General features: G+C 68.0%; 11 protein-coding genes. 7 read left to right on the top strand and 4 right to left on the bottom strand.

Annotated features, from left to right (window positions below):
* The first annotated feature begins 20 nt into the window (after positions 1-20).
* Positions 21-986 carry a ribokinase gene (locus ACZK4H_RS03335; protein ID WP_099553667.1) on the top strand — a complete coding sequence of 322 codons (966 nt, stop codon included), beginning with the start codon at positions 21-23 and terminating at the stop codon, positions 984-986.
* 64 nt (positions 987-1,050) lie between these two features.
* On the opposite strand, the gene ACZK4H_RS03330 is transcribed toward ACZK4H_RS03335, so the two are convergent.
* The gene (locus ACZK4H_RS03330) at positions 1,051-2,271 is read right to left on the bottom strand and encodes an MFS transporter (RefSeq protein ID WP_099553665.1); all 1,221 of its coding nucleotides are present in this window, start codon (positions 2,269-2,271) and stop codon (positions 1,051-1,053) included.
* Positions 2,272-2,363: 92 nt separating this feature from the next.
* Between ACZK4H_RS03330 and ACZK4H_RS03325 the strand changes: the two genes are divergently transcribed.
* The 6 genes from ACZK4H_RS03325 to ACZK4H_RS03300 all read left to right on the top strand — a co-directional run bounded on the left by ACZK4H_RS03325 (position 2,364) and on the right by ACZK4H_RS03300 (position 8,851).
* Positions 2,364-3,281, top strand: coding sequence for a LysR family transcriptional regulator (locus ACZK4H_RS03325; protein ID WP_099553705.1), 918 nt, complete (start codon positions 2,364-2,366; stop codon positions 3,279-3,281).
* 109 nt (positions 3,282-3,390) lie between these two features.
* Positions 3,391-3,822, top strand: coding sequence for a hypothetical protein (locus ACZK4H_RS03320; protein ID WP_099553663.1), 432 nt, complete (start codon positions 3,391-3,393; stop codon positions 3,820-3,822).
* A gap of 147 nt (positions 3,823-3,969) precedes the next feature.
* The gene (gene dusB / locus ACZK4H_RS03315; RefSeq protein WP_099553702.1) at positions 3,970-4,965 is read left to right on the top strand and encodes a tRNA dihydrouridine synthase DusB; all 996 of its coding nucleotides are present in this window, start codon (positions 3,970-3,972) and stop codon (positions 4,963-4,965) included.
* 60 nt (positions 4,966-5,025) lie between these two features.
* The gene (locus ACZK4H_RS03310) at positions 5,026-5,853 is read left to right on the top strand and encodes a class I SAM-dependent methyltransferase (protein ID WP_099553661.1); all 828 of its coding nucleotides are present in this window, start codon (positions 5,026-5,028) and stop codon (positions 5,851-5,853) included.
* Between the two features lie 257 nt (positions 5,854-6,110).
* Positions 6,111-7,844 carry a DUF7657 domain-containing protein gene (locus ACZK4H_RS03305; protein WP_239503779.1) on the top strand — a complete coding sequence of 578 codons (1,734 nt, stop codon included), beginning with the start codon at positions 6,111-6,113 and terminating at the stop codon, positions 7,842-7,844.
* Entirely contained in the window at positions 7,841-8,851 is a 1,011-nt protein-coding gene (locus ACZK4H_RS03300; RefSeq protein WP_099553657.1) for a glycosyltransferase family 2 protein, read from the top strand. Before ACZK4H_RS03305 ends, ACZK4H_RS03300 begins: the two co-directional genes overlap by 4 nt.
* Positions 8,852-8,901: 50 nt before the next feature.
* Here ACZK4H_RS03300 and ACZK4H_RS03295 read toward each other — a convergent pair whose 3' ends face one another.
* The 3 genes from ACZK4H_RS03295 to olsF form a co-directional block, all read right to left on the bottom strand.
* The gene (locus ACZK4H_RS03295) at positions 8,902-9,960 is read right to left on the bottom strand and encodes a metal-dependent hydrolase (RefSeq protein ID WP_099553655.1); all 1,059 of its coding nucleotides are present in this window, start codon (positions 9,958-9,960) and stop codon (positions 8,902-8,904) included.
* 140 nt (positions 9,961-10,100) lie between these two features.
* Positions 10,101-10,901: a UDP-2,3-diacylglucosamine diphosphatase gene (locus ACZK4H_RS03290; RefSeq protein ID WP_099553653.1), complete on the bottom strand. Its 801-nt coding sequence runs from the start codon at positions 10,899-10,901 to the stop codon at positions 10,101-10,103.
* Positions 10,898-12,613 carry a bifunctional ornithine lipid synthase OlsF gene (gene olsF, locus ACZK4H_RS03285; protein ID WP_099553651.1) on the bottom strand — a complete coding sequence of 572 codons (1,716 nt, stop codon included), beginning with the start codon at positions 12,611-12,613 and terminating at the stop codon, positions 10,898-10,900. The genes ACZK4H_RS03290 and olsF overlap by 4 nt, the downstream gene beginning before the upstream one ends.
* Positions 12,614-12,641: the final 28 nt, after the last annotated feature.

Raw genomic sequence — 12,641 nt, 5'->3', positions numbered from 1 at the left:
TGGTTGAGAAAAGATTCCCTATGAGCAGCAGTGTCGTTGTCGTCGGTTCCTTCAATGTCGATCACGTGTGGCGGTGCGAGTCGCTGCCGGCACCGGGTGCGACCATTGCCGGCCGTTACAGCACCGGCCCCGGTGGCAAGGGCTTCAACCAGGCCGTGGCAGCCTGCCGCGCCGGTGCCGACACCCACTTCGTGTGTGCGCTGGGCGACGACGCCGGTGGCGCCACCGCCCGTGAGCTGGCCGCACAGGACGGCTTCGGTCTGATCGCCGAAGCCAGCAGCGAACCGACCGGCACCGCCGGCATCTACGTCGATGCCCGTGGCCGCAACACCATCGTGATCGGCCCGGGTGCCAACGCCGCGCTGAGCACCGACTTCCTGCAACAGCAGCAGGCCCTGCTGACCCGTGCCAAGGTGGTGCTGGTGCAGCTGGAATCGCCGGTGCAGACCATCGAAGCGGCACTGGCCACGGCCCGCGAGGCCGGCGTCACCACCGTGCTCAACACCGCACCGGCCGATGCCCCCTCGACCATCGGCCTGCTCAAGCTGGCCGATGTGATCACCCCGAACGAGACCGAGTTCGCCGCCCTGCTCGGCCGCCATGTCGGTGAGCGCGTGGATGCCAACGACGTCGCCGCGCTGGATGGCGCCAGCCTGCACGCGCTGTGCCGCAAGCTGGTCGGCAACGGTACCGTAGTGGTCACGCTGGGTTCGGTGGGTGTGTTCGTCTCGCATGCCGACGAGAACCTGCGCGGCGATACCCAGCCGTACTACCGCGTGGGTGCGGAACAGGTGCAGGCGATCGACACCACCGGTGCCGGTGACGCCTTCAACGGTGCGCTGGCCGCGTCGCTGGCGCAGGTGGCCGATGCCCCGTTCGCCCGCCACGTGCGCTTCGCCAACCAGTTCGCCGGTCGCTCGACCGAGAAGGAAGGCGCTGCAGCGGCGATGCCGCGCTTCACCCCGGCCGACGCTGAAGCAAAGTAGATCCACGCCATGCGTGGATGAAGAAGCCCGGGTGTGCAGACACCCGGGCTTTTTTGTTTGCCTTTCAATGAGGCAGATCCACGCCATGCGTGGATGAGCGAGACCGGGCAAGCCGCCGCAGCAGCAGGCCCGCGACGATTGCCAGAAGCGCCACGGCAGCGGCCACCACGCCCAGCGAGGCAAGCCCGAAGCGTTCGATGGCCCCACCTCCCAGCAGCGCGCCCAGGCCGATTCCGGCGTTGGCCGCGGACACATTCAAGGTTCCCGCCAGCGCCTGCGCCTGGGGCGCCGCACGCATCACCCGCACCTGGCACAACGGGAACAATGCGGTATGCGCCACACCCCACAGGGCCAGTGCGATCAGCACGAACGTGCCGTGGCCGGCCAGCCCGACACTGGCCAGCATGCCCAGCGCCAGCACCGCGCAGAACACCAGGGTCGCGCCCAGCGGCGCACGATCGACCCAGCGCCCCCCCAGTGCATTGCCGATCAACCCGACAGCTCCGAAGCCCATCAGCCACCAGCCCACCTGTGCCGCCGGTACCTGCATCAGCCGCTCCAGCACATCGGCCAGGTAGGTATAGGCAGCGAACATCGCGGTGAACACCAGCACCGACAGCAGCACATGGCCCAGCAACTGCGGCTGGCGCAGCACTCGTGCCTGTTCGCCCAGCGCGCGCCGCGGTCCGGCAACGGTATCGGGCATCCACAACGCCAGTGCAGCGGCCATCAGCAGTGACAACGCTGCCAGCAACCAGAAGCTGCCACGCCAACCGATGGCATCGGCGGCCAACGTGCCCAGCGGAATCCCGAACAGCATCGCGGCGGTGATGCCCAGATAGACCCGTGCCACCGCACGCCCCCCCTGCCCCGCAGGTGCCAGCTGCGCAGCGGTCTCGCTGGCCGTGCCCCAGAACACCGGCAGCGCCAGCGCCGGCAGCACCCGCGCCAGCGCCAGCAGCCATGGCTGCGTGGACATCGCGGCCAGCGCGTTGGAACCCGCGAACAACAGCAGGATCGCCACGAACAGGCGGCGCCGGCCAACGTGTGACAACAGCGCGGTCAACGGTGGCCCGGCCAGCATCACGGTGAACGCGAACAAGGTAACCAGCTGCCCGGCACGGGCGATGCCCAGGCCCAGGTCGCGCGCGAGCGCGGGCAGCAGGCCGACGATCAGGAACTCGGTGGTGACGATGACGAAGGCGGACACCGCCAGCAGGACGACCGAAAGGCGTGCGCGGGCATTTGCGGGGACAGCGGCCACGGCGGAATCGAGGGAGGACATGAGCGGGCATCAGAAAAGGGGCCGTCAGCCTATTTCCTCCCTGGATTCCGATTGCTGCTATGTTTTCCATCGATTCCGGACAGAAATTCCCCATGCTTCCCACCGAGCGCCTGCGCGGCATCGAGGCCTTCGTCGCCACCGCCGATGCCGGCAGCTTCACTGCCGCCGCCGAACGCCTGCACCTGACCAGTTCGGCGGTGGGCAAGACCATCGCACGGCTGGAGGCACGCCTGGGCGCGCGGTTGTTCGAACGCAGCACGCGCCGCCTTCGCCTGACCGAGGCCGGTGAGGGCTTCTACCGCACCTGCGTGCGGGTGCTGGGCGAACTGGCCGATGCCGAGTCGGTGCTGGTCGCGCACGCAGACGCGCCCGTGGGCCGCCTGCGGGTGGATGCGCCGGCCACCTTCGGGCGCCTCAAAGTCTGGCCGTTGCTGCTGCAGCTGGCCGCCGAGTTTCCACAGTTGCATCCGCAGGTGACCTTCAGCGACCGCTTCAGCGACCTCGCCGAGGACGGCGTCGACCTCGCCGTGCGCATCGGCGGTCCCGAGCCGCTGCCCGCCCCTCTGGGCAGCCGCCTGCTCGGTTACGAATGCCTGCGCTTCTGCGCCTCCCCGGCCTACCTGCTTCGGCATGGCCAGCCCCGCTCGGCCGCCGAGCTGGCCGGACATGACAGTGTGCTGTTCGGACGCGCGGACGGCAGCATCGGGCCGTGGCAGGTGGCCGATGGCGGGCAGCGCACTACACCGCTGCAGGCCCGCGCGCGCCTGGTGGTTGGCAGCGCCGAGGCCCAGATGGCGGCGGTCGAGGCCGGCTTCGGCATCGCGCAGCTGGCCACCTGGCTGGTCGATGACGCGCTCGCGCGCGGCAGCCTGGTCTCGATCCTGCCGTCGCTGGACTGCCGCGGCCTGCCGCTGCGCCTGCTGTGGCTGCAGGGTCGGCAACGGCTGCCACGCGTGGACGTGGCCCTGGACCGTCTCGGTGCCGGGTTGCAGATCGATCCGCCGCGCTGAGCGCAGCGCCTTCAGCAGCGGTCGCATCGAACGGCTGCGACTGCCGGTCGCATTGCCCGCATCCTGCCCCTCACCCACCATCCGCGCAGCGTTTCAGCGTGGGCAGGACATGGACCGATTCCCCTGGTTGCTGGTTGCCGCCGCCGGCAGTGCCATCGCAGCCTTGCTGCATATCGGCTGCATTGCCTTCGGCGCCGCGTGGTACAGGTACTTCGGTGCTGGCCAGCGCATGGTCCGGCTGGCACAGGCCGGGCATTGGTGGCCACCGCTGATGACCGCCGGCATCACTGCCGTACTGGTGGCCTGGACGCTGTACGCACTGGCAGCCGCGGGCTGGCATTCGCCGCTGCCGGCCAGCCGTCTGGTCCTGTCGGGCATCGCCCTGCTGTTGCTGCTGCGCGCGGCGATGGGCTTCACGCTGGCCCTGCTCCGTCCCGGCTACAACGGCCGGCGCTTCTGGGTGGTCAGTTCACTGGCCTGCCTCAGCCTGGGGCTGGCCTTCGCGCTGGGTACCCGCGAGGCCTGGCAGAGCCTGGGGTAGCCGCCTACGATCGCCCGCCCTTGGGGGCGGCGGAAGCAACCGTCAAGCATCTGTTGATGCCGGTACGGCATGAGCTGGGTGCGGATCGGCCTGAACCGGAACGCCCCCGACACGGCCGTACCGCCGCCCGCGCCCTACAATGGGCGCATGCAGATCGGCCCGTACACCATTGCCCCCAACGTCGTGCTGGCGCCCATGGCCGGCGTCACCGACAAGCCCTTCCGCCTGCTGTGCAAACGGCTGGGCGCAGGCTTGGCCGCCTCGGAAATGACCATCAGCGACCCGCGCTTCTGGAATACGCGCAAGTCGATCCACCGCATGGACCATGACGGCGAGCCGGCACCGATCAGCGTGCAGATCGCCGGCACCGAACCGCAGCAGCTGGCCGAGGCCGCGCGCTACAACGTCGACCACGGCGCGCAGATCATCGACATCAACATGGGCTGCCCGGCCAAGAAGGTCTGCAACGCCTGGGCGGGTTCGGCGCTGATGCGCGACGAGCAGCTGGTGGCACGCATCCTCGAAGCCGTGGTCAACGCGGTGGACGTGCCGGTCACGCTGAAGATCCGCACCGGCTGGGACTGCGACCATCGCAATGGCCCGCTTATCGCGCGCATCGCCGAGGACAGCGGCATCGCGGCGCTGGCGGTACATGGCCGCACCCGCGACCAGCACTACACCGGCCAGGCCGAGTACGGCACCATCGCCGAGATCAAGGCCGCGCTGCGCATTCCGGTGATCGCCAACGGCGATATCGATTCGCCGCAGAAGGCCGCTTACGTCCTGAAGGAAACCGGCGTGGACGCGGTGATGATCGGCCGCTCGGCGCAGGGCCGGCCGTGGATCTTCCGCGAAGTGGCGCACTACCTGGCCACCGGCGAGGAACTACCACCCCCATCGCTGGCGGAAGTACGCGACATCCTGCTTGGCCACCTGCACGCACTGCATGCGTTCTATGGCGAGCCCCAGGGCGTGCGCATCGCGCGCAAGCACCTGGGCTGGTATGCCAAGGACCGGCCAGAGAACGCCGCTTTCCGCGCAGTGGTCAACCGTGCCGAAGACCCGCAGAGTCAGATCGCACTGACCACCGAGTACTTCGACCGCCTGATCGCCGGGGAACCGGCGCTGTCTTCGGCGGCCTGAGCCGTCAGCCCCGCGTTTCCGAACAGTCGAGCCAGCTCGACGCTACAAGAGCCCGCCGTCATGACCCCGCCGATCTCCTCCCCGACCTACCTGCACGGGTTCTCCGGCACCGAGCAGCAGCGCCTGATGACCCAGGCGCGGCTGCTGGAATCAAGCATCTTCGGCCAGATCGACTACAGCGGCGCGCGGCGCCTGCTGGAAGTCGGCAGCGGCGTGGGTGCGCAGACCGAGATCCTGCTGCGCCGCTTCCCGGAACTGCACGTGACCGGCGTGGACCTGAGCGAGACCCAGCTGGAAACCGCGCGCGGGAACCTGTCGCGCACACCCTGGTGCAGCGACCGCTATACCCTGCAACAGGCTGACGCCGGCGAACTGCCCTTCGAGGCGCGCAGCTTCGATTCGGCGTTCCTGTGCTGGGTGCTGGAACACGTCCCGTCACCGGCACGCGTGCTGAGTGAAGTGCGCCGCGTGCTGGCCCCGGGGTCGCCGGTCTACATCACCGAGGTGATGAACGCCTCGTTCCTGCTCGACCCGTATTCGCCGCATATCTGGCGCTACTGGATGGCCTTCAACGATTTCCAGTACGACCATGGTGGCGACCCGTTCGTCGGCGCCAAGCTGGGCAACCTGCTGCTGGCCGGTGGCTTCCGCGACGTGCACACCGAGATCAAGACCATCCACCTGGACAACCGCGAGCCAGCGCGTCGCAAGACGATGATCGCGTTCTGGGAGCAGCTGCTGCTGTCGGCCGCTGATCAGCTGCTGCAGGCCGGCTCGGTGGACGAGGAAACCGTGGAAGGCATGCGTCGCGAGTTCCGCCTGGTGCAGAACGATCCGAACGCGGTGTTCTTCTATTCGTTCGTGCAGGGCCGCGCCACGGTGTATTGAGGCCCGGTCTCACCCGAGGGCGGCCAGCGGCTGCGATGGCAACCGGCTAGAATCCCGCAGTCCCGGCCTCGGAACGGCGCGTGCCGGGGCCTCTCCCCGTGCGGCAGCAGAGCATCGGTGCGTGAGCTTGTCGCGCGCGGATGGACCTGACCTGCGGGAGCATGATGAACGACAACGGCCGAACGCCTTTCCCTGCCCAGGACCCGGCCCAGACGGGCGGGCTTCGACCTGGCCAGGTTCGCCTGCTTGCCGGGATCATGGCGCTGCTGTGCATCCTGTATGTCGCGTTCGCGCTGACGCCTTCTTCCTACTCGCTGGCCTACGAGTATCTGGGCCTGGCGCCACAGCAGCCGTTGCTCGGCACCGCCCGCTACATCCGCACCGACGAATGGATGGTGTTCACGCCGTACATCCAGATCGCGGTCAACAACGACTTCGGGCAGGTCAATGCGCACTCGGCGTACCACGAGTCACTGCGCACCTTCCAGGCGCTGCCGCTGCTGGACTGGGGGCTGCTGTTCAAGCCTTACCACTGGGCGTTCTTCCTGCTGCCTGCAGCGAACGCCTATTCGTTTTTCTTCATGTTCATGGCCATGGCCTTCCTGAGCGGATGGGCTCTGCTCCTGCGCCAACTGCGGATGCCGACACCGGCCGCAGTACTGGTTTCGGCCACGCTGTTCTTCGCGCCGTTCGTGCAGGTCTGGTGGACCAGCAATGCTGGTGCATTCGCGCTGGCGCCCTGGGCTGCGGTGGCATGGCTGGGCATCGGCCATCGCGCGCTGCGCATCGCAGTCAGCGCCTATGCACTGGCGGCATGGCTGATCGCAGTGTCCTACCCGCCGTTCATCATTTCCTCGGTGCTGGCCCTGGCGGTACTGGTGCTGGCGGTCCGGCGCGATGCCATCACCGTTGTACGTCTGGTCGATGCCGCCATCGCAGGCGCGATTGCACTGGCGGTGTTCGTCGGCTACTTCCACGACATCATCCCGATCGTGCGCAACACGGTGTACCCCGGCCAGCGCCAGAGCGCCGGTGGCGGTGTCGGCCTGACCAGCCTGCTCGCGCACCTCTTTCCGAACCTGATGACCTACCGGTTCGCCCCGCTGCCGCTGTTCAAGGCGTCCAACGATTGCGAAATCGCGGTGCTGGGCAGCCTGCTGCCGCTGTTCACCCTGGTGCTGGCCGATGGCACACGGCTGCGCGAATGGGCGAAAAGCCACCGCAGCTCCCTGCTGATCCTGGCCGCCGGCCTGCTGTTCATCGCCTGCTGGATCTTCCTGCCTGTGCCCGCCGTGGTTGGCAAGCTGACCACCCTGTCGATGGTGCCCCCCGCGCGCGCGCTGCTGGCCTTCGGCCTGTTGCTCAACATCGCCTGCGCGATGATCCTGGTGCACTGCGGCGTGCGCCTGCAGCGCTGGCGCCTGCTGCTTCTGGCGGCGCTGCTGATGGTCGGCAGCCTGGCCAAGTTCCTGTTCGGTGAAGGCCAGTTCAGCCGCCTGCACAGCGCTGCCGATGCCATTCCCTATCTGTGCCTGGCGGCGCTGGCCGTTGCTGCCCGCCGCCCGCAGCTGTCGATGCATGCAACCAGCCTGGTGCTCGCCGCGGCCGCACTGGCCAACCTGCTGGGCAACGGCCTGTTCAATCCGGTGCAGCCGGCCGGCCCGATCTTCGCGATGGACCGCACTGCTGTCCTGCACTCCCTGCAGGCCCGCGGCTCAGCCACCACGACCGAAGGCGTGCTGGTGGCTCCCGGCGGGTTCGGGGGCCTCCTGCCGGGTGTTGGCATTCCCGCCGTGAACCATGTGCTGTACCTGCCACAGATGGATTACTTCCGCCGGTACTTCCCATCGATGTCCGACGAGGCGTTCAACTTCACCTTCAACCGCTACCACCACATCACCGTAGCGCCTGAGGGCGACGCACCACGGGTGCTGCAGGGGGATCTGGTGGAACTGCCGGCAAAACCGCTGCTGGCCCACCCAGCCCGATGAATCCGATGACCACCACTACGCCCTCCGCATCCGCGCCGGCACGGATCGCCGTGATCATCCCCTGCTACAAAGTGACCCGCCAGGTGCTGTCCGTGCTGGCGGCGATCGATGATGCGGTAACGGCAATCTACTGCGTGGACGATGCGTGCCCCGACGGCAGCGGCCGCCTGATCCAGGCCGAAGCCAACGACCCGCGCATCACCGTGCTGTTCCATCAGCACAACCTCGGCGTCGGCGGCGCGATCAAGACCGGGTACCGCGCGGCCATCGCCGATGGCATGGATATCCTGGTCAAGGTCGATGGCGATGGGCAGATGGACCCGGCGCTGCTGATGGACTTCGTCGCACCCATCGCCGACGGCCATGCCGACTACACCAAGGGCAACCGATTCTGGAACCTGACCCACATCCGCCGCATGCCCCCGGTGCGGCGCCTGGGCAACCTGCTGCTGTCCTTCATGACCAAGGCTTCGTCCGGGTACTGGCAGGTGTTCGATCCGACCAACGGCTACACCGCCATCCATGCCAAGGTCGCCAGCCACCTGAAACTCGAGGCGGTCAGCGACCGTTATTTCTTCGAGACCGACATGCTGTTCCGACTGAACACCGTGCGCGCGGTCGTGCAGGATGTGGCAATGGATGCCCACTACGGCGACGAAACCAGCAACCTGCGCATCGGTCGCATCCTGGGTGAGTTCACCTTCAAGCACCTGCGCAACACGCTCAAGCGCATTGCCTACAACTATTTCCTGCGCGACCTCAGCATCGCGTCACTGGAGCTGATCGCCGGCAGCAGCCTGCTCGCCTTCGGGGGGCTGTTCGGGCTGTACCACTGGGTGCGGTCGGCCCAGGCCGATGTCGCCACGCCGGTGGGTACCATCATGATCGCGATGGTCGCGCTGATCTCCGGGCTGCAGTTCCTGCTGGCGTTCGTTGGCTTTGACATCGCCAACGTGCCGCGCCAGGTGCTGAACCGTTCGATCAAGCTCAACCGCCAGCCGCAGTAGAGCCACGCCATGCGTGGCTGTTGTTTGCGCCATCCACGCATGGCGTGGATCTACGGGTGTGCAGCTCCGGGCGCGGCGGCTGCCGGCTCGTGCCAGATCCGCTGCCACATCGCCACCAACCGGCGACCGGCATCAGCGCGCGCGGCGGGACTGCTGTAATCCGTCCGCACCTGCTCGGGCGTGATCGGCCGCCACTGCCCGTCGACCTGCTGGGCCACGGCGAAGTTGAAGGTGTAGTCGGGCTCCAGCCCCATGCGCAGGTCGCTCAGGACCAGCCGCCCGTCCAACACCTGTGCACGCATGAAGCCACGGTTGAACCACGTCAACTGCTGCACCGCCGGAATCGCCTGCGCCTCGCGCAATGCCTGCACGTTGGAGGGATGGCCTTCGAACTGCATCGGCCCATGGTCAGCCACCAGCGAGCGGTCGCCCACCACGTAGCCGTTCGGCGTCATCGCCACCACGCGCCACAGCAGGGTGTTGAACGGCATTGGCACCGAGAAGCGCGGCGCATCGCCCAGGCCCATCGCCGCCAGGCTCTGCTGGGCAGCACGGTCGACCTGGGCCTTTGCTATCAGGCCCCAGCCCAGGTAGGCGCTGCTGACCAGCAACGCCACACCCAGCACCTTGCCAGCCCAGGGGCGGGCGCGGCCAAACCAGGCCAGCACGCAGGCCAGCAGCAGCCACACCGTGTAGCCAAGATCGATGATGAAGACACTGGAACCCATGGTCGGATGTGGGCGCAGCGGCCACCACAACTGGGTGCCGTAGACGGTGAACGCATCCAGCACGGGATGGGTGACCAGCGCCAGCTGGATCGCCCAGAACCAGCGCACCGGTGACTGCGCGACGCGGCCATTGCCGAAGCGCTTGAACAACCACCAGATCAGTGCAGCCACCCAGGGCAGCACCAGCAACGAGTGGCTGAAGCTGCGATGCTCGATCATGTTCGCCACCGGGTCGGCGGCGGTGAAGCCGAGCCACAGCGCGTCGAGGTCCGGCAGGGTGCCGAGCGCGGCACCGGCAAGCAGGGCCGCACGGCGATGGCCGGGCGGAGCGATGGCAGCGGCGACGGCGCCACCGAGCACGATCTGGGTCAGGGAATCCATGGGCCGATGCTAGCGCGATGGCCACACGTTTGTGGGGGTTCTTTGTAGAGCCGAGCCCACGCTCGGCTTGCGCGCGCAGCGCGGTCTGTACGAAGAACAAACAGCAAGCCGAGCGTGGGCTCGGCTCTACAAAAGGCAGGTTACGCCGCCTGCGACATGCGCGCGCCCGGTAGCTCCACCAGAGTCTGGCCGTTGTGGTCCAGCAGGCGCAGCGCGCCATCATGGTCTTCGGCCAATGCGGTCAGGCTCTCCACCCAGTCGCCGTCGTTGGCATAGACCAGGCCATCGCGTTCGATCAACGCAGCGCGGTGAATGTGGCCACAGACGATGCCATCCAGTCCGCGCCGGCGCACGTCGTCCAGCCCGGCCTGCACGAAGCGCTCGATGTAGCGTTCGGCCGCGCCGCTGCGCTTCTTCAGGAATTCCGACAGCGACCAGTAGCGCATGCCCAGCCGGCGCCGCACTGCATTCAGCGCCTGGTTGCCGGTGAGGATGCGGTAGTACAGCCAGTCGCCGAACTTTTCCTGCAGGCCGCCGAAGTGGGTCACGCCGTCGTAGTCGTCGCCGTGCGCGACCAGCAACCGGCGGCCATCGGCAGTCACGTGGATGGCGCGGCGGCGCACCTGCATCGCCGGCAGCATCAGCCCGCACACCTGGCGCAGCGAGGCATCGTGGTTGCCGGGGATGTAGATGATCTCGGTGCCTGCACGGCGCAGCGCGTGCAGGGCCTGGATGACTTCGCTGTGCGACTGCCGCCAGTTGGCACGGCGATGGGCCATCCACCACAGGTCGATGATGTCGCCCACCAGGTACAGCCGTTCGCAGCGCAGCTGCGAGAGAAACCGCGCCAGCTCGGTGGCATGGCAGTGACGTGACCCCAGGTGCACATCGGAGACGAACACTGCGCGCCGGTGTGGCGACAGGTTCGCCAGCGCGCTCATGCCGGCGTCCCCGCGTCGCGCAGGTAGCGCTTGCGCTTGTTCGGCCGGATCGCGCACAGGTCCACTTCGATCAGGCCATCGATCGAATCGCTGAAGTCCGGATCCACGCCGAAGGCGAGGAAGCGCGCTCCCCCCGGTTCGCACAGATCGGTGTACTGGCGATAAAGCGTGGGCACGCCGGTGCCGAGTGCAGCCAGGTTGGCTTTCAGCACATCGAACGCGGCGCCTGCATCCAGCTCGCCGAAACTCGGCGGTGCGGCGAAGTACTGGAACGGGCGGTTCGATTCAGCCAGGCCAGCGGTACCGCTGTAGTAGCGCTGGTAGTACGCCACCAGCTGCTCGCGCGCATCGCGCGGCAGCGCCGCGCTGATCGACACCGCGCCGAACAGGTAACGGATGCCGGGCCGGCACTGCAGGTAGGCGCCGATGCCCTGCCACAGGTAGTCCAGGCTGCGGCTGCCCCAGTAATCGGGCACCACGAAGCTGCGGCCCAGTTCCAGACCTTCGGCGATGTGGGTGATCGCATCGTCGGAATAACGGAACAACGATGCGCTGTAGAGCCCGGACAGGCCGTGCCGGGCCAGCGCCTGCGCACCGCGCATGATGCGGTAGGCGCCGGCGATGCGCTGTGCGGCCGCGTCCCAGATCACGATGTGCTCGTACTGCGGGTCGTAGTCGTCCAGGTCGCGGCTGCGACCGGTGCCCTCGCCTACCTGGCGGAAGGTCAGTTCGCGCAGCCGGCCCAGTTCCAGCAGCAGCGGTGAATCGGCGCTGCAGGTGGCCAGCAGGATCTGCTTGCCGTCGGCGGTCTGGCCCAGCTGGGTGGCTGCAGCAATGCCAGCGGCAACCCGCGACGGTGGCACCGGGGAGGCCAGCGGCTCGGGGCCTGCAACGGCAGCGGCACCGCCCGCCGCGCCATTGCGGCCCAGCGCATACAGCGCGCGGCGCACAGCCAACAGCTGCGCGCCCGGGTCGCCGCCCTTGCCCAGCTGCATCGGCTCACCGATGCACAGGCGCAGCGGACGGCCATGTCGGGTGAACATCTCACGCGCCAGCAGCGCGGTGCCGGCCGGCTTGAACAGGGTCGAGGCGCCGTAGAACAGCGCCGAATTGCGTGCTTCCACCCGCACCGGCAGCACTGGCGCGCCCGCGGCACGGGCGAAACGCACGAACCCCCGCTGCCAGCGACCGTCGCGGATACCGCGCAGCGAGAGGCGCGAGACCTCGCCGGCCGGGAACACGATCACGCACTGCTCGGCGGCCAGCGCTTCCTCTACGGCGTGCAGGCTGCCACGCTGTGCCTTGCCGCCGAGGATGCGCACCGGCAGCAGCAGGTCCTGCAGCGGCGCGATGGCTCCCAGCAGGTCATTGGCCACGATCCGCACATCGCGGCGGATGCGGCCAACCGCATCCAGCAGCGCCAGCGCATCCAGCGCCCCGGACGGATGATTGGCAACAATCAGCAGGCGGCCCGTGGCCGGGATCTTCGCCAGCGCGGCCGGGTCCACCTGGTACTGGCCATCGATGAACTCCAGCCCGGCGGCGACGAAGCCGAAGCCGCGCAATCCTGCACTGCGCTGCAGGAAAGCTTCGATCTGGTCCAGCCGCGACCAGCGCCCGACGCTGCGCAGCAACGGCCGCGCCAGCTGGCCACGACGGCCATGGAACCAATCGGGAAAGCGTTGCTGGAGACGCTGTTCAAGTTCCTGCATGGCGGATCCACTCATGCCCGGCGGCCGG

Source organism: Stenotrophomonas sp. 78350_Sma, assembly GCF_056482105.1.
The sequence above is the reverse complement of the archived record's forward strand: the minus strand, read 5'-3'. Positions and strand labels throughout refer to the sequence as shown.